Genomic DNA, 17282 nt, shown 5'->3' with positions numbered 1-17282 from the left:
CCCCGACCCTGCATATATGCGCCATAGCACCCCGCCGCCCCCACGCACCCCCGATTCCGTCACATCGGTCAGCACACAGCGTGAACAAGACGCACCCAACCCGGGATCACGCTCACTTACGGTCATCCCGCGGTCCGCTCCCGGCACTTCCGCACAACGCGTTACCGCCCCGACACAGTGAGGTTTAGCGTCCTCCACCAGGTGACCGGCTCCCCACCGCCGCCCGGGCCAGGGGCGGCAGTCGGACACCACCGCCGAGAAAAGTCCGGCGGCGGCCAGCTCCCCCTGTGCAGGCCGCCGCCGGACGCGTAACCCGCCCCCGGGCGGTCGTACGTCCGCACCCCCAGGCACTCGTACGCCCGCCGCTCCCCCGGGGCGGTCCGCTCCCTCCGGGGGACGGTCGTACGGGCCACCGCTGGGCGGACGTACGGGAGACGAGGCGGTCGTACGAAAGGACGTGCAGTCCACGTGGCAGCGCACCGAAAGCCCCGTCAGCGCTCGGCCGGCGGCAACACGGCCCGCACGGCATGGACGATCGCCCTGGCGGGCGCGGCGACGGCGACGGGCTTCGACGGGACCGGACACGCGGAGCCGCAACTGACGCCGGCGCAGGTCAAGGCGAAGGTGGACAAGCTGTACCAGGAGGCGGAGGTCGCGACCGAGAAGTACAACGGCGCGAAGGAGCAGGCGGACGAGGCCGAGCAGCGGATCAGGAGACTGCAGGACGAGGCCGCCCGCAGGACGGAGAAGCTCAACTCGGAGCGGGAGGAACTCGGTTCGATGGCAGCGGCGCAATACCGCGACGGCGGCCTCGACCCGGCACTCCGGCTAGCGCTCTCCGCCGACCCCGACCGCTACCTCGACGGAGCGGAGTTCGCCGAACGCACCGGCAACCGCCAGGCGGCGTCCGTCGCTAGCGTCCGCGGGCAACTGCGCGAGATCGAGCAGTTGCGCGGGGCGGCGCACATCGAGCTGACATCACTGAAGTCCCGCCAGTCGGAACTGCGACGGCACAGCAGGACGGTCACCGGCAAGCTGGACACCGCCCGCGACCTGCTCGCCCGGCTGACCGCCGAGGAGCGCGCCCGGCTCCAGACGAACGGCACGGACCGCGCCGCCCGCTCCTCGACAGGCACCCGCGATGCCCTGGGAGCTCCCGGCTCGGCCACGGCCCAGGCACCCAACGCCCGTGCCGCGACCGCCATTTCGTACGCCTACTCCAAGCTGGGCAGCCCCTATGTCTGGGGCGCGACCGGTCCGGACGCCTTCGACTGCTCGGGCCTCACCCAGGCCGCGTACCGCTCGGCCGGACTGTCCCTCCCCCGCACGACCTATGCCCAGATCGACACCGGACGCCGCGTCGCCCGCTCCGAACTGCTCCCGGGCGACCTGGTGTTCTTCTACTCCGGCATCAGCCACGTGGGCCTCTACATCGGCAACGGCCAGATGATCCATGCCCCGAACCCCTCGGCCCCGGTACGCGTGGCCCCGCTCGACGAGATGCCGTTCGCAGGGGCCACGCGGGTCGCGTGACCGAGCCGGTGCCCCCGCGCGCCGGGGCCCGGTCTCACACCAGGCGCCGTGCCGTCGCCCACCGCGTCAGCTCGTGCCGGTTGGACAGCTGGAGCTTCCTCAGCACCGCCGAGACATGGGACTCGACCGTCTTGACGGAGATGAACAGCTGCTTGGCGATCTCCTTGTACGCGTACCCCCGGGCGATCAGCCGCAGCACCTCCCGCTCGCGCTGAGTCAGCCGGTCGAGGTCCTCGTCGACCGGCGGCGCGTCCGTCGACGCGAAGGCGTCCAGCACGAACCCCGCGAGCCGCGGCGAGAACACCGCGTCGCCGTCCTGGACCCGGAAGACCGAGTCGACCAGGTCGGTGCCGGTGATGGTCTTGGTGACGTACCCCCTGGCACCTCCCCGGATCACCCCGATGACATCCTCTGCCGCGTCCGAGACGGACAGGGCGAGGAAGCGGACGGGCTGCTCGGCGTCCGCCATCAACGGGGCGCAGCGGCGCAGGACTTCGACCCCGCCGCCACCCGGGAGGTGCACGTCGAGAAGTACCACCTCGGGCCGTGTCGCGGTGATGACCGTGACCGCCTGGTCGACGTCATCGGCCTCCCCGACGACTTCGACGCCGGTCTGCTCGGTCCGGCCGATCTCGGCCTGGACTCCCGTGCGGAACATGCGGTGGTCGTCGACGAGGACCACGCGCACGTGCCGCTCGCCCGCGCTCCCGCCGGTCGACTCCACAGGCTCGTTCGCCTCGGTCGGGTCGCTCATGACGTCTTCTCCGCCCTCTCCATCTCCAGCTCGACCTCCGTACCACCGCCGGGTACCGCCCGAAGCCGGGCCGTACCGCCGTTGCGCTCCATGCGGCCGATGATCGATTCTCTGACGCCCATGCGGTCGGCGGGTATCGAGTCGAGGTCGAAGCCCGGACCGCGGTCCCGGACGGACACGAAGACGGTCTTTCCCTCCACCTCGGCGTAGACCTGCACGGCGCCGCCCTCGCCACCGTACTTCGCGGCGTTCACCATTGCCTCGCGCGCGGCCTGCATCTGTGCTGCGATTCTCTCGTCGAGCGGGCAGTCGCCGACGACCACGACCTCTATGGGGACGCCGTGTTTGTCCTCGATCTCGGCGGCGTTGCGCCGGACCGCGTCGGCGAGGTTGGTGGGTTCGTCGGCCTCGTCCTTGCCGGTGCCCTCGGGTTTGTAGAGCCAGGTGCGCAGGTCGCGCTCCTGGGCTCGGGCGAGGCGGCGGACCTCGTTCGCGTTCTCCGCGTTGCGCTGGATCAGGGTCAGGGTGTGCAGCACCGAGTCGTGGACGTGCGCGGCGACCTCGGCGCGCTCCTGGGCGCGGATGCGCATCAGACGCTCCTCGGAGAGGTCCTGCGTCATCCGGACCAGATACGGGCCCGCGAGGAGCGTTATGCCGACGAGGACCGCCAGCGCCGCCTGCAGGACGGAGCCGAGGTGGGCGGCGGAGCCCTGAAGGACGAAGATGCCGGAGACGCCGGCGGTGACCAGGACGACACCGCCCGCGGCACGCAGCAGGGTGAGCGTGCGCCGTCGCCGCCCGACCTCCATCCAGCGGGCCCGCCGCGAGTTGTCCGCCTGACGCCAGACCAGGGCGACGCCCGCACCGACGAGCACCGCGGGCAGGAGGTATGCCTTGGCTCCGCTACCCAGGTCGACGCTGCCGACGAACACCATCGCCACCACGACCATGAGGAGCAGCGCGACGATCTGCCCCTTGTCCGGCTTGCGGGCGACGAGTCTGCGGCGGCCGTCGGGCGCGGTCTCGGTGGTGAAGGGAGAGGGCCGCTGCGCGTCGACGCCGCCGACGCCGAGCGGCACGAAGAACCAGAACGCGGCGTACAGCAGTGCCCCGAGGCCGTCCGCCATGAACAGGCCGACGAAGACGAGCCGCACCCAGATGACGGGCAGACCGAGATGCCCGGCGAGCCCCCGCGCCACGCCCCCGAGCCAGCGTCCGTCGCTGCTGCGGTAGAGCTTGCGCGGCGGCCGCGGTTCGACGAGTGGCGCTGCTGCGGCTTCCGGCATGCCATCGATGTTCACACGGTCGGAGCACCGGAGCATCAGGGTCGACCCCCGATACTCCCCTGATCTTCGAGGATCGCTGGGTCGAACGCCTCCCCAGCCTCCCCTCAGGGGCCGATATCAGGGTCCGACCAGGGTCATTCCGACTCCCGCAAGGCCGACCCGCCCGTCACCATGGACACATGACAGATCACCAGCACGCCGCGGACTCCGTGCCCGGGCCGGACGCCGTGCCCACCGCGGGCAATGCGTCCGGCCCGGCACCCGCGAGCGCCGCGGGTGAGGAACCGAGCGCGCACACGCACGGAGAAGCGGGCGCGGAAGCCGGCGCGCTCGCCCCGCCGCAGAAGTTCCGGCGCGACCGGCGGCACAAGATGCTGGCCGGAGTGTGCGCCGGGCTCGGGCGGCAGTGCGACATGGACCCGGTGATCTTCCGGATCACCCTCGCCGTGCTCTCCGCGACCGGCGGCATCGGCCTCCTCTTCTACGGCTTCGCCTGGCTCTTCGTCCCGTACGACGACGAGGACGAGAACGAGGTGCGCAAGCTGCTGACCGGCCGCGTCGACGGCCAGGCCCTGACAGCCGTGCTGTTCGCGCTGGTCGGCTGCGGCGTGTTCCTGACGCTGCTGAAGAACGGGGGTGTGCTGACCTTCGCCGTCGTCCTCTCCCTCCTCCTCGCAGGCGCCGGCTACTGGTCCCGGCACCGCAGCACCCCCGACCCCGACCCCCTCGCCGCCCAGACCGTCGCCGATGCCCCGCCGGAGGCCCAGGCCCCACCGGTCCCCACCGCCTACCCCTCCTGGTGGCGCGACCCCATCGTCAAGGACGGCACCCACGAGGGCGGCACCGGCTACCTCTGGGGCCCCCGCGACCGCGACATCGCGGCGGCCGTCAACATCGGCCTGGGCACCTGGAGCAGCCGCGGCGACATACGCACCCGGCACCCCCGGCAACCCAAGCCACGCGGTCCCCGCTCCATCGGCGGTTGGGTGTTCCTGCTGGCCCTGCTCGCGGGCGCCCTCGGCACCGGCGGGACCTGGGAGGACCACGCGCTCGGCACCAGCCTCCAGACCGGCCTGGCCTGCGCGCTGCTCGTTCTCGGCCTGGGCATAGCGGTCAGCGCGTTCCTGGGCCGCACGGGAGCGGGCTCCATATTCCTGGCGATCATCACCGCGGGCCTGCTGGCCGCCTCGGCCGCGCTACCGAAGGACATCAGCACCCACTGGATCGAGCGGAACTGGCGCCCGGCGGCCGTGGCGGACGTACAGCAGCAGTACGACCTCGGCAGCGGCGTCGGCACCCTGGACCTGACTCGGCTGAATGTCACCCAGGACCAGACGGTGGCCACGAGAGCCGACGTGGGCGTGGGCCGACTGAAAGTGATCGTCCCCAAGGACATGACCGTGCAACTGAGCATCGACGTGGGGGTGGGAGACATCCAGCTCCCGGGCGACGACAAGCAGGACGTGGACGTGGCACCGGGCAAACACAAGGAGCTGACTCTGACACCGCCCGCAGGAACCAAGGCGGCAGGCACACTGGACCTCGACCTGAGCGTCGGCGTGGGACAGGCGGAGGTGAGCCGTGCTACGTCATGAGTTCCAGCCCGGCCGGCTGGTCGCCGGCACCTTCCTGACCCTCGCGGGCATCGTCTACGCCGGGGACGCGGGCGGCGCCTGGGAGACGCCATGGTTCGTCGTGATCCCCATGGTCGTCGGCGGCCTGTGCCTGGCAGGCGCGGTCGGAGTCATGACCCGAGGGATACGCAGGCGCCGCGCAGCACCCCGCAAGACCACAGCCCCGGAACCCGACACCCACTGACTACCGAAAACCGCCCGCCCGTTGCCGCCGCCGCGCGCGCAGTGCCGCGTCCACGGACAACATGGGTGCCCCCGCGAGCACGAGGGGCAGCCAGGCCATCAGATACGCGAGGTCATTGCCGTAGTAGTAAGGATCGGAGGCCCAGCTCACCGTCAGCCACAGACTCAGCGAGATAAGCGCCCCACCCAGCGCCGCCAGACGGGCGAGCAACCCGATCAGCGTCCCGATACCCACCGCCAGCTCACCGAACGCGATGGCGTAGCCAAACCCGACCGGGCTCTCCAACGCCATGTCGACCATGGCGGGAATGGCCGACGAGTCCTTCACAGCCCGCATCATGTCGCCGACCGACCCCGACCCGGCGTCCTTCATGAAGGCACTGTCGGTGAGCTTGTCCAGACCGGCGTAGATGAAGGTGACACCGAGGAAGACGCGAAGAGGAAGCAGTGCGTACCGGGAAGCGGTGTCCCGCCAGTTCCGGTCGCCGTCGAGATAAGGGGTGTGCGTGTTCGAATGCATACCGTGAGTCATCGCCCGAAGCCGCCTCTCGCCCGCCGTGCCGTGACCCCTCAAAAGACGATACGTACGCAGTAGCTGCGCCGCTCAACTCTTGCCGCCCCGTATTCTCCGACCAGCCCCGCCAAAAGGGAAACCCCTGTCACACCAGGCAGCCGAGGCGTACCCCCACGGGCCTGCAGCCGCGTAGGCGCTACGCGCACCCCAACCGAACCCGAACAGGCGCCGCAGGCGTAGCCGCGACCCCCCACGGGCCGCTCACCCCGTCACTCCGTCACGTCAATCGAATACCGCCCGGTCTCCGCCCCCGCCGCAGTAACCACCTGCACTTCCACCCGCCCCGGCTCCACATCAGCCGGCACCGGCACCGTCAGCACCGCGTCCGTCGGATTGCTGAAGCCCCCGCTCACCGGCACCAACGGCACATGCACATGCACCGTCCCGATCCGCACCACCATCCGCGACAGCCGGTCCGCCCCCTGCGCCCCCGGCGGCACGAACCCGGCCCCCCGGATCTCGATGTCGTCCCCGGTCCGGATCGGCGCGTCCAGGTCGCCGGCCTCCCGGGCCCGCACCACCGAGAGGATCACCGGCCGGCCCCCCTCCGCATACTTCCCGGCCAGATACGTGGCCGCCGAGATCAGCACCACCACCGCCAGCCCCCACGGCAGATCGGGCAACTGATCCGGCCGCCGAGCCAGCCGCACCGCCGCGAACAGCAGCGCCACCCCACCGATCACGACGTACTGGATGTCCGCGAACGTCCCCCGACCCGCATCATCCGTCAGCAGATCAGCCGCCCGGGGCCGATGAGCCCGCACCTTCTGCAGGCGCTGCCCGAGCACCCGCACCCCGACGACCCGCCGCACCAGCACCGCGATCGCGCAGACCACGGCGAGCACGGTCACCACACCGGCTCCCCGCCCGAGTTCGAGACCGGCGATCAGCGCATCGCGCTCGCGCTGCCCGGACGCCGCCGCCAGCCGCCCCACCAGCACGAGCACGGCGTAGGCCACGAACAGCACCCACACCCCGGCCACCGCACGCGACGTGGACAGCCGATTGTCCTCACCGATGACCGGCGCCAGCGCCCCGCCCCGCGCCCGGTGGAACCATGACGCCGCCGTGAGCGCCCCGGCCGTGACCAGCGCCGCCAGCAGCCCGGCCGTACGCGCCGACGTCCACCCCGCGCCGATCGCCGTGAACGCCTGCACCAGCAGCAGCGCCACGAACAGACCCCAGACGACACACGTGGTGCGCCTCCACAGCCGCGCCAGCCACGCCTCCCCCTCGGCGCGGCCCCGCTCGGCGACGAGTTCCGCCGACTGCGTCAACTCCTCGGAGACCCACTGCCGGGAGGCGGAGGCCGAGTGGGCCACCGCGGCCGGGAGCCCCTGCCCGGCCGCGAACCCGTCCCGCTTCAGCAGGAACTCGGCGACCGCGCGCCGATGCCCCGCACGCGCCCCGTGCGGACAGTCCCCACAGGTGCAGCCGCCCCCATGCGGGCCCCATGCCGCGCTGCCCTGCCCAGCCTCCTGCACCGCCACGCCCGACGCCCGCCTTCCGTAGAACCCTCATGACCTGGTGCCCCAGCGACCAGATGACCTCATGGCCTTATAGCCGCACGACCCCACGACCGGCACCCGGATCTCACATACCGGCCGTCACGGATTGCGACCGCCGGTCACGCCACCGACAACTCCCGTACGGCACCAGCGAATTGTTCCGTACTCCGCCCGCTCCTCGGCCCGCTGGTCAGGCCGGCGCGGGTGATGAGAGGGGCCCGCTTGTTGACCCGGCTGCGAGAATTCCCCTATGGCCGAGATCATCCAGCGCGACGGGACCTGGGCCTTCGACGGCACAACGGTCCGGATCACGCCGGGACTCCACCGCTCCGTGCCACTGTTCCGGCAGACGTACGGGGAGATCGCCGTACCCCTCGAAGCGGTCGCGAGCATCGCCTTCGAGCCCGAACGCAAACGCGGACGGCTGCGCATGCGGCTGCGTGAGGGCGCCGACCCGCTGCTCCAGGCGACCGGTGGCCGGCTGCCCGACATGGCGGATCCGTACCGGCTGACGGTGGACATCGACGGTTCCGGGGTCGCCGAGTACGTCGCCGAGGAGATCCGCCGGGCGCTGCTCCTGGACCAGGTCCCCAAGGAACCGACCAAGACCTACCTCCTCCCCGGTCCAGCGGTCCCGGTCTCCGTCCGTTCGTCCGACGGGACGGTCTCCTTCGACGGCACCCAGGTGCGGATCGACTGGTCCGACACCTCCGACCGGGTCAAGCGGGCGACCGGCCCGCGCATCATCAGCGTCGGCGACCTCGTCCAGGTCGAGTGGCTGCCCAACTCCGGCTACGAGGACGGCTTCCTGCGCTTCATGACCCGCGAGACGGTGTTCGCCGAACTGCCGCCCGAGAAGGACCCGTACGCCCTGGACCTGTGGGGCAGCGCCCGCCGTGACCTGCTCACCGCCCTGGTCGCCACCGCGGTCACCGCCCGCCTGCCACACCCGTCCACCCGCCCCGGCGTCGACCAGGCCGACCACGCCGACCGCGCCCGGCTGACGGCGTCCGTCCCATGCCCGGCCGACCACCACGACGTACTCCTGCGCAGGCTGCGGGAGTTGGGCGAGCTGCACCGGGACGGGGTGCTCACGGACGAGGAGTTCGCGATGACGAAGGCGGTCGTCCTCCGAGGCTTCTGACCCGCAGCCCAGCCCCCTCAACCCGCCCCCGCACCCGTCAGCTGAGCAGATCCGGCTCACTCCGGCTGACGTCCTGCCACAGCGGCTGATAGTTGATCCACGCCACCAGATCCCCGCCGAGCTGCTCCCGCGTGGCCACCGCCTGCCGATGCTCGATGAGTACCGGACGCCCCGCCGCCTTGGCGGTCAACTGCACCTGGCAGGACCGTTCCATCGACAGGAACCACCAGGCCGCCGCGTCCACCGAGTCGCCGACTGTGAGCAGCCCGTGGTTGCGCAGGACGAGGGCCTTGTGGGAGCCGAGCGCGGTCGCGATCCGGCGGCCCTCCACGGCGTCGACGGCCACGCCCGAATAGCTGTCGTAGAGCGCGTGGTCCTCGTAGAAGGCGCAGCTCTCCTGCGTGATCGGATCCAGGAGCTCCCCCAGCGCCGCGAGCGCACGCCCGTGCACCGAGTGGCAGTGGGCTACGGCGACGACGTCCGGGCGGGTGGCGTGGACCTGGGAGTGCACGGTGAACGCCGCCTGGTTGACGTGGTAGCGGCCCTCGATCACCTGTCCCTCGGAGTTGGCGAGGACCAGGTCGCTGACGGTGACGTGCTTGAACGGCATCCCGAACGGGTTCACCCAGAAGCAGTCGCTGAACTCGGGGTCGCGCGCGGTGATGTGTCCGGAGACACCGTCCTCGAACCCGAGCCGCCCGAAGATCCGCAACGCGCCCGCGAGCCGCTCCTTGCGGTGCCGGCGCTCGTCCTCGACCGAGTCGTGCATGGGCGGCATCGCGAACTGCAACCGGTCGGTCGGCAACGGCGAGGGCGGAATGGGCCCGAGGGGCGTCCCGTGCATGTGTCCTCCCGCGCTCGGGTGCTTACGGGGCGGAAGTTACCGTCGGTCAGCGCAGGAGAACAGACATGTTCTGTAAAGATCCCGCCCTCGGTCACGGCCTCCCCACGTCCCCCACGTCCCCTCACGTCCCCCGGGGCGTGGAAACCAGACAGCGGATGTCGGGTATCAGCGCGACACTCGCCGTATGACAGTGAACTGGGCAGCCTTCACCGAGGCCGAACCGGACCTCGCCCGCACCACCGAGGAGCGCTTCGGTGCTTTCACCCACCACGTCCTCGCCACCCTCCGCAAGGACGGCTCCCCCCGCACCACCGGCCTGGAGGTCCGCTTCCTGGGCGGCGAGCTGTGGCTCGGCATGATGCCGAACTCGCTCAAGGCACTCGACCTGCGCCGCGACCCGCGCTTCGCGCTCCAGGCGAACCCCGGGGAGGGGCAGTCCATGGGCGGCGGTGACGTACGGATCTCCGGGCGGGCGGTCGAGGTCGAGGATCCGCAGGTGAAGGCCGCATACGGCGAAGAGGTGGAACCGCCGGAGCCGTTCCACCTCTTCCGTACCGAGCTGACCGAGGTCGTGAGGACCTACGTCGAGGACGACAAGTACCTCGTCGTCCAGGTCTGGCAGCCCGGCGAGCCCGTACGCACGATCAAGCGCACCTAGGGCCTGCCCCACTCTCCCGCAGGGCCTACTCCCACTCGATGGTCCCCGGCGGCTTCGAGGTCACGTCGAGGACGACACGGTTGACGTCCCGCACCTCGTTGGTGATCCGGGTCGAGATCTTCGCCAGGACGTCGTACGGCAGCCGCGACCAGTCGGCGGTCATCGCGTCCTCGGAGGAGACGGGCCGCAGGACGATCGGGTGGCCGTACGTCCGTCCGTCACCCTGCACGCCCACGCTGCGGACGTCCGCGAGCAGGACCACCGGGCACTGCCAGATCTCGCGGTCGAGGCCGGCCGCCGTCAGCTCCTCGCGGGCGATGGCGTCGGCCTCGCGCAGCAGGTCGAGCCGCTCCTTCGTCACCTCGCCGACGATCCGGATGCCCAGGCCGGGGCCCGGGAAGGGCTGACGCTGGACGATCTCATCCGGCAGGCCGAGCTCCTGGCCGACCATCCGGACCTCGTCCTTGAACAGCTTGCGCAGCGGCTCGATCAGCTGGAACTCGAGGTCTTCCGGGAGCCCGCCGACGTTGTGGTGGGACTTGATGTTCGCCGTGCCGGTGCCGCCACCGGACTCGACCACGTCGGGGTACAGGGTGCCCTGGACGAGGAACTCCACGGCCGGGCCCTCGTCCGCGATGATCTCGGCCTGCGCCTGCTCGAAGACCCGGATGAACTCCCGGCCGATGATCTTACGCTTCTCCTCGGGGTCGCTGACCCCGGCGAGCGCCTTGAGGAAGCGCTCCTCCGCGTCCACGACCTTCAGCTGTACGCCGGTCGCGGCCACGAAGTCCTTCTCGACCTGCTCGGTCTCGCCCTTGCGCATCAGGCCGTGGTCGACGTACACGCAGGTCAGCTGGGAGCCGATGGCCTTCTGGACCAGCGCCGCCGCCACGGCGGAATCCACGCCGCCGGACAGACCGCAGATGGCACGCTTGTCGCCGACCTGCTCACGGATCGCGGCGACCTGCTCGTCGATGACGTTCCCGGTCGTCCAGTCCGGCTTGAGGCCCGCACCGCGGTAGAGGAAGTGCTCCAGCACCTGCTGGCCGTGCGTGGAGTGCATGACCTCGGGGTGGTACTGGACGCCGTACAGCTTCTGCTCGTCGTTCTCGAAGGCGGCGACCGGGACGACGTCCGTGGAGGCCGTCACGGAGAAGCCCTCGGGGGCGGCGGAACAGGCGTCGCCGTGCGACATCCACACATGCTGCTCGGCCGGGGTGCCCTCGAAGAGGGTGGAGGACGACTTCGACACGTGGAGATCCGTACGGCCGTACTCGCGCGCACCGGTGTTGTCGACGGTCCCGCCCAGGCTCTGCGCCATCAGCTGGAAGCCGTAGCACATGCCGAAGACGGGGACGCCGGCCTCGAAGAGCGCGCGGTCGATACGGGGGGCGCCCTCCTCGTACACGGACGAGGGGCCGCCGGAGAGGATGATCGCCGCCGGGTTCTTGGCGAGCATCTCGGCGACCGGCATGGTGCTCGGCACGATCTCGCTGTAGACCCGGGCCTCGCGGACGCGACGGGCGATGAGCTGGGCGTACTGCGCACCGAAGTCGACGACCAGGACGGTGTCGGTGGCGGCGGCGGGGTTCGCTGATGACACGGGTTGCCTTCCGGCGGTGAGCGAGGTGTGTGTGAGGCCGAGTCTACCGGGCTCGGCGCAGGCCCCCCGGGGCCGAAGTCCGTCTCACGATACGAACCCTCTTGGACACCCTCCGCGGGCACGGCATACTGACCCCATGCTCACGCACCCGACCTTCCTCTTTACCTATGGCAACCGGCCCACCGGCTGCCATGGTCGTGCTGCTTGAGCAACTGACAAGCGACTTCCCAGGCGCCCCGGGCCGACAAGGTCCGGGGCGCCTGGCGTTTTCCGGATCCTGTCGCTCCGGGGCACCGCACCCATCCAGCCCCACCCAGCGAGGAGCCCCGAGATGACCGCCACCGCAGCACAGACCCAGACATCAGCAGCTGAAGCTGCGGGCGTCGCCACCCCCGAGGCCGCCGACGTGATCACCGGCGCCCGTGAACGCATCGACGCCCTGGACGACCGGATCATCGGCCTGATCCAGGAACGCATGGCCGTCTCGGCGGTGATCCAGGAGGCACGGATCACCTCGGGCGGCCGGCGCGTGAACCTCTCCCGTGAGCTGGAGATCCTCAACCACTACAGCGAGGCGCTGGGCAAGCCGGGCACCGCGCTGGCGATGACTTTGCTGGAGTTGTGCCGGGGCAGGATCTGAATCCACGTTCCGGGGACAGACGTACGCATCGCCTCTCACCCGGACGGAGCGTGACGCCTCCCGGACCCCTTCGTTGGTACCGGTGTCCGCGCCAGCCAGGGGCGGGCCCGAACGAACCACGCGTGGCTCGCTGGAGCGATGAGGTGTGCGGATCGTGCCGTACGCCGTGGGACCTCGCTCCAGGAAAGTGACCGGACGGCAGGGGACAGCAGCCCGGTCACCCAAGAGAAGGTCGGCTCCGGGGACGCCCGGGGCCGACCGGCGGGAAGGGCAAGAAGGAGTACGACTCCCGAGCAAAGGAGCACGACTCCCGAGACGGAGTACAAGGCAGGGTCGAACGGTTGCGGCGACCGCTTCCGTCCCGCACGATGCGTAAAAGCTCCTCGTCCCACCGCGCCGCCGGGCGCACCCCCATAGACCATCACCAGCGGCGCAACCCCCCGGCGCCGCTTCCCAGGCACCGACGCTGCCCTGACGTCGGTGCTGACGAAAGAAGGGCCCCGCGGCTCCGTCCCGCGGGGCCCTTCTCATGCCCGCCCGTGTCTGCCGGGCTACTACGCCGTCATGTGCGCGAGACGGTGCCGCACTCCTCGTCGGCCCCCTCCAGGCTCCTGCTGCGGTCGTAGGGGTCGACCACCGCGCCGGAGGGCTCGGGGCTGGCGTACAGGTCGGCCTCGAACTTCGGACGGATGAAACCGTCACCCGCGCGGCAGGCGTCGTTGCCGATCTCGCTGCCGACGTCGGTCACCCAGATGCGCCCCTCGGTGACCTGGAACCTGACGGGATCCATGACATGCACCTCGATGGCCCGGCGGACGATCGTGCGCGCGACCTCCTGGCCGCCGTCCTTCTTGGCCAGCGGGTACACGAAGGTGTAGTCGGCCCGGATCAGAGCCCGTCCCTTCTCGCCCTTGTCGGGTTCGACGGTCGTACGGCCGCGCACCTTCACCTCGGCGCCCACGAGTTCGACCTCATCGGGATCGAAGCGGGTGAAGGTCCACTTGGGGTCGTTCTCGACGGTGGGCTTGCGCAGGCCCGCCCGCAGTTCGGCGAGGTACTCCTTCTGCAGCGGATCGACGACTTCCAGCGCCTTCCTCGGCTCGGTGCCGTACAGCACGTCGCGGTCGAGGTTGGAGGCGACGAGGAACTCCTTCGTCAGCCGCAGGGCCGTCTCGATCCGCGCGGCGGAAACCCCGCCCACCGCCTCGGCCTTGGGCACCTCTATGGCGTCGGCGCCGGCGGCCCAGCGCTGGGCCGGGGAGCCGGCGAAGGGCCGGGCCCGCGTGGGGGTGTCCGCCGCGGCGGAGGGCGGGGCGGTCGGGGCGGCGCTCTCCGCGGGGAGCGGCGAGGCACCGACGGCCTCCGCCTCCCCCGACGTACCGAACGGGTCGCCGGGGATCAGCGACGGCCGTATCGCCACGACGGCCACGGCGACGGCGAGGGACACACCGAGCACCGCCCACAGCCGACGGCGGCGGGCGGCTCGCCCGTTCATCTCCTGCCAGGCGGGCCCGGTGCGCCACCCGGCGGGCAGCTCTCCCTTCGCCTCCTGCTGCCGCAGCCGCTCGGTGACCATCCGGGCGCGGGCGGACGGTTCCTTCGGGGCGGAGGTCGAGGCTTGCTCAGCGTCCTGGACGAACTTCTCCCAGTCCTCGTCCGAAATGGACGAGTCGTCGGACGGCTTGTCGGTCACGGCGGTGTGCGCTTCCTCTCGGTGGGCTGTCGGCCGGCTGAGCGTACGTCAGCCCGGGCCCACCGATCAGAGCTTCCGGGGATGTGATGCAGGACACATAAGAAACCTGTTAGTTGAGGCACAACCATTCACAGCCGTCACTGATCAAACCCTGCGAATCAAGGGCCACACCCGCGCCCCACACGCGGAGGCCTCCCTTATACGCGTGTTGCGACATCGCAGCACTCCGGACATTCGAGGTCTTCATGAAGCTTCGCCGTGCCCTGGCCGCCGCGGCCACGACGGCCGTCATAGCGCCGATCGCGCTGCTGTCCGCGCCGGTCGCGTTCGCCACGGACGACGAGACCCCGGCGCCGACGGTTTCGGAGAGCACCTCCGCTCCCGAGACGCCGGACCCGACCAACGAGGAAACCACGCCGGCCACCGATGAGCCGACGTCCACCGAGGACCCGACCGCGCCGGCCACCGAAGAGCCGACGTCCACCGAGGACCCGACCGCGCCGGCCACCGAAGAGCCGACGCCCACCGAGGAGCCCACGTCCTCCACCTCCCCGTCGCCGAGCGCCAGCGAGAGCGCCCCCGAAGAGGAGGTCGACTTCTGCGAGGACGCCGACGACGAGTCGGTCGGCCTCAGCGAGGACCTGCACAGCGGTCTGTCGGGCCTGCCCGAGACGATCGTCGCCGGCAGCGGCTGGACCAACTTCTCGTTCGACGTCTCCAACTCCGGTGACCAGGACATCAAGAACATCAAGCCGCTGATCGGCGTCGCCGCGGTCGGCTGGGACGAGGTCGACTACTCCGGCCAGATCAAGGTCCAGGTCTTCAACAAGGAGACCGGCAGCTGGCAGACGCTCGCGGACGCCGCCGGTGAGGGCGCGACCTTCACCGCGTTCGCCCTCGACGCCGGCCAGTCGACCTCGTTCAAGCTGCGGCTGAGCGTCAGCGGCAAGGTGCCGGACGCCATCGGTATCACCGGCGGCTTCGCGCAGTACTCGGACGCGGACGGCTGCTGGCTGGCCGACGACCCGAACGGCTGGGTCTACTTCTTCGACATCCTCGCCGCGGGCTCCGACCCCGGTGACCCGGACGACGCCAAGCCGCAGACCGGTGGCCAGAAGCCGATCTCGAACGTCAGCGAGGTCGACGTCGACGGCTCGCTCGCCGAGACCGGCTCCAGCTCCGGCCTCCCGATCATCGCCACCGTCGGTGGCGTCGCCATCGTCGCCGGTGCCGGCGTCATGTTCGCGATGAAGCGTCGTCGGATCGGTGCCGCGGCGTAAGTCTCGGTAAAGCTCCACGCAAGACAGAGAAGGACCTGCGCTCGGAGGGGGGCGCAGGTCCTTCTCTGTTTCCGTCCGCCGCCGCGGCTACTTCTTCGGCGGTACCGCCGGCATCCCCAGGAACGGCAGCCGCAACGCCCCGAAGGCCTCCGCCGGCACCGCCGGGGACAGCGGCTCCACCGGCTTCAGGCGTTCGTACGCCGCCCCCTGCGCCGGGCGCGGATCCGCCTCGCCCTTGTTGGGCCAGTACGACATCGCCCGCTCGGCCTGTGCGGTGATCGTCAGGGACGGGTTGACCCCCAGGTTGGCCGAGACCGCCGCTCCGTCGACGACCGAGATGCCGGGGTGGCCGTACAGACGGTGGTACGGGTCGATCACACCGGTCTCGGGCGAGTCGCCGATCGGGCAGCCGCCCAGGAAGTGGGCGGTGAGCGGGGTTCCCATCAGTTCGCCGACGTTGGAGCCGGCAAAGCCGTTGATGTCGGCGGCGATCGACGACGCGGCCTCCGAAGCCGCCCTGATCTGCTTGGGGTTGGGGGCGCCGTGGCCCTGGCGGGCCGTCAGCAGGCCCTTGCCGACGCCGTCCGGTTTCAGGTACGTCGTCAGGGAGTTGTCCAGCGACTGCATCACCAGGCCGATGATGGTCCGCTCCGACCAGCGGCGGTTGGAGAGGGAGCGCAGGACCAGCAGGGGGTGGCGGGCCGCGTTCACCAGCCAGGCGCCGACCCGCGATCGGCCCTCCGCGTACGGGACCTGGAGGATCGAGAGGCCGCCCATCGAGTTGGAGCCCTTGCCGTAGCGGACCGGCTCGATGTGGGTGTTGGCGTCGGGGTGGATGGACGACGTGATGGCGACTCCGCGCGTGAAGTCGACCTTCGTCTCGCCCGTCACCTTGCGGTAGCGCCGGTTGTCGGTCTGCGCGCCGACCAGGGCCTCCGAGTTGGTGCGGGTCAGCTCACCCAGCTTCGCCGAAAGGTACGGCAGTTGGCCGCCCGCCTTCATGCGGTGCAGCAGGGTCTGGGTGCCGTACGTGCCCGCCGCGATCACCACCCGGCGGGCCTTGAACAGCCTGCCCTCGCCGTTCTTCGGGCGATTCCTGCGGTCGGTCGGCAGGGTCGCCACCGCGTAGCCGCCCTGCGAGTCGTCCGTGATCGAGACGACCGTCGTCAGGGGGTGGACCACCGCGCCGGCCTTCTCGGCCAGGTAGAGGTAGTTCTCGTTGAGGGTGTTCTTCGCGCCGTGGCGGCAGCCGGTCATGCACTCGCCGCACTCCGTGCACGCCTTGCGCGCCGGGCCCGCCCCGCCGAAGTACGGGTCGGACACCTCCTGGCCGGGCGTGGCCCGCGACTCCCCCTCGGCGTCCTTGCCGTCGCCGAAGAAGACGCCGACCGGCGCCATGTGGAAGCTGTCGCCCACGCCCATCCGCTCGGCGGCCGCCTTGAGGTGGACGTCGGACGGGGTCATCGTCGGGTTGAGCCGTACGCCGAGCATGCGCTGGGCCTGGTCGTAGTACGGCTTCAGCTCCTCCTGCCAGTCGGTGATGTGCCGCCACTGGGGGTCGTCGAAGAATGCCTTCGGCGGTACGTAGAGGGTGTTGGCGTAGTTGAGGGAGCCGCCGCCGACGCCCGCCCCCGCGAGGACCATGACGTTGCCCAGCAGGTGGATGCGCTGGATGCCGTACATGCCGAGCTTGGGGGCCCAGAGGTAGTTCTTCAGGTCCCAGGAGTTCTTCGGGAGGCTCTCGCGGGTCCAGCGGCGGCCGGCCTCCAGGACGCCTACGCGGTAGCCCTTCTCGGTGAGGCGGAGGGCGGTTACCGAGCCGCCGAAGCCGGAGCCGACGACCAGTACGTCGTAATCGTAGGTGTCTTGAGGCACGTGTGCTCCTCGTTGAGTGTCCGTGCGGGTGCGTTGTGGCTGCTCGCGCGGTTCCCCGCGCCCCAAAAGGCCC

At 70.7% G+C, this 17282-nt stretch carries 15 protein-coding genes; 7 read left to right on the top strand and 8 right to left on the bottom strand.

Annotated features, from left to right (window positions below; translation table 11 throughout):
- The first annotated feature begins 468 nt into the window (after positions 1-468).
- The gene (locus tag ADK36_RS19835; RefSeq protein WP_053198476.1) at positions 469-1533 is read left to right on the top strand and encodes a C40 family peptidase; all 1065 of its coding nucleotides are present in this window, start codon (positions 469-471) and stop codon (positions 1531-1533) included.
- Positions 1534-1567: 34 nt separating this feature from the next.
- Here the strand turns inward: ADK36_RS19835 and ADK36_RS19830 are convergent, their stop codons facing one another.
- Complete coding sequence (locus ADK36_RS19830) at positions 1568-2287, bottom strand: LuxR C-terminal-related transcriptional regulator (protein WP_048586964.1); 720 nt, start codon at positions 2285-2287, stop codon at positions 1568-1570.
- Positions 2284-3573 carry an ATP-binding protein gene (locus ADK36_RS19825; protein ID WP_048586967.1) on the bottom strand — a complete coding sequence of 430 codons (1290 nt, stop codon included), beginning with the start codon at positions 3571-3573 and terminating at the stop codon, positions 2284-2286. Before ADK36_RS19825 ends, ADK36_RS19830 begins: the two co-directional genes overlap by 4 nt.
- Positions 3574-3752: 179 nt before the next feature.
- Here ADK36_RS19825 and ADK36_RS19820 point away from each other — a divergent pair, with 179 nt between their 5' ends.
- Both ADK36_RS19820 and ADK36_RS19815 read left to right on the top strand, forming a co-directional pair.
- Positions 3753-5168, top strand: a complete 1416-nt coding sequence (locus tag ADK36_RS19820) for a PspC domain-containing protein (protein ID WP_053198473.1) — start codon at positions 3753-3755, stop codon at positions 5166-5168.
- A complete protein-coding gene (locus ADK36_RS19815) occupies positions 5155-5391 on the top strand; it encodes a hypothetical protein (RefSeq protein ID WP_048586962.1) in 237 nt (78 codons plus the stop codon). Before ADK36_RS19820 ends, ADK36_RS19815 begins: the two co-directional genes overlap by 14 nt.
- On the opposite strand, the gene ADK36_RS19810 is transcribed toward ADK36_RS19815, so the two are convergent.
- Both ADK36_RS19810 and ADK36_RS19805 read right to left on the bottom strand, forming a co-directional pair.
- Positions 5392-5922 (bottom strand): DoxX family protein, encoded by a 531-nt coding sequence (locus ADK36_RS19810; protein WP_048586966.1) that lies wholly within the window; start codon positions 5920-5922, stop codon positions 5392-5394.
- Between the two features lie 251 nt (positions 5923-6173).
- Positions 6174-7454, bottom strand: a complete 1281-nt coding sequence (locus ADK36_RS19805) for a hypothetical protein (RefSeq protein ID WP_048586961.1) — start codon at positions 7452-7454, stop codon at positions 6174-6176.
- A 268-nt stretch (positions 7455-7722) separates the two neighbouring features.
- Between ADK36_RS19805 and ADK36_RS19800 the strand changes: the two genes are divergently transcribed.
- Entirely contained in the window at positions 7723-8616 is an 894-nt protein-coding gene (locus ADK36_RS19800) for a DUF4429 domain-containing protein (protein ID WP_053198471.1), read from the top strand.
- A 37-nt stretch (positions 8617-8653) separates the two neighbouring features.
- On the opposite strand, the gene ADK36_RS19795 is transcribed toward ADK36_RS19800, so the two are convergent.
- Positions 8654-9460 (bottom strand): class II aldolase/adducin family protein, encoded by an 807-nt coding sequence (locus ADK36_RS19795; protein ID WP_048586959.1) that lies wholly within the window; start codon positions 9458-9460, stop codon positions 8654-8656.
- Between the two features lie 184 nt (positions 9461-9644).
- Here ADK36_RS19795 and ADK36_RS19790 point away from each other — a divergent pair, with 184 nt between their 5' ends.
- On the top strand, positions 9645-10118 hold the full coding sequence (locus ADK36_RS19790; RefSeq protein WP_048586958.1) for a pyridoxamine 5'-phosphate oxidase family protein: 474 nt from the start codon (positions 9645-9647) through the stop codon (positions 10116-10118).
- Positions 10119-10143: 25 nt separating this feature from the next.
- Here the strand turns inward: ADK36_RS19790 and guaA are convergent, their stop codons facing one another.
- On the bottom strand, positions 10144-11721 hold the full coding sequence (guaA, locus tag ADK36_RS19785) for a glutamine-hydrolyzing GMP synthase (RefSeq protein WP_048586957.1): 1578 nt from the start codon (positions 11719-11721) through the stop codon (positions 10144-10146).
- 331 nt (positions 11722-12052) lie between these two features.
- Between guaA and ADK36_RS19780 the strand changes: the two genes are divergently transcribed.
- Positions 12053-12361 carry a chorismate mutase gene (locus ADK36_RS19780; protein WP_048586956.1) on the top strand — a complete coding sequence of 103 codons (309 nt, stop codon included), beginning with the start codon at positions 12053-12055 and terminating at the stop codon, positions 12359-12361.
- Between the two features lie 562 nt (positions 12362-12923).
- Here ADK36_RS19780 and ADK36_RS48010 read toward each other — a convergent pair.
- Entirely contained in the window at positions 12924-14054 is a 1131-nt protein-coding gene (locus tag ADK36_RS48010) for a hypothetical protein (protein WP_053198470.1), read from the bottom strand.
- Positions 14055-14299: 245 nt separating this feature from the next.
- Here ADK36_RS48010 and ADK36_RS19770 point away from each other — a divergent pair, with 245 nt between their 5' ends.
- The gene (locus ADK36_RS19770) at positions 14300-15334 is read left to right on the top strand and encodes an LAETG motif-containing sortase-dependent surface protein (RefSeq protein ID WP_053198469.1); all 1035 of its coding nucleotides are present in this window, start codon (positions 14300-14302) and stop codon (positions 15332-15334) included.
- 87 nt (positions 15335-15421) lie between these two features.
- Here ADK36_RS19770 and ADK36_RS19765 read toward each other — a convergent pair whose 3' ends face one another.
- Complete coding sequence (locus ADK36_RS19765; protein ID WP_053198468.1) at positions 15422-17209, bottom strand: GMC oxidoreductase; 1788 nt, start codon at positions 17207-17209, stop codon at positions 15422-15424.
- Between the last annotated feature and the right edge of the window lie 73 nt (positions 17210-17282).

The organism is Streptomyces viridochromogenes (assembly GCF_001270495.1).
GTDB classification, from domain to species: domain Bacteria; phylum Actinomycetota; class Actinomycetes; order Streptomycetales; family Streptomycetaceae; genus Streptomyces; species Streptomyces viridochromogenes_A.
Note: the sequence above shows the minus strand (reverse complement) of the source record. Positions and strands in the feature narration are given on the sequence as shown.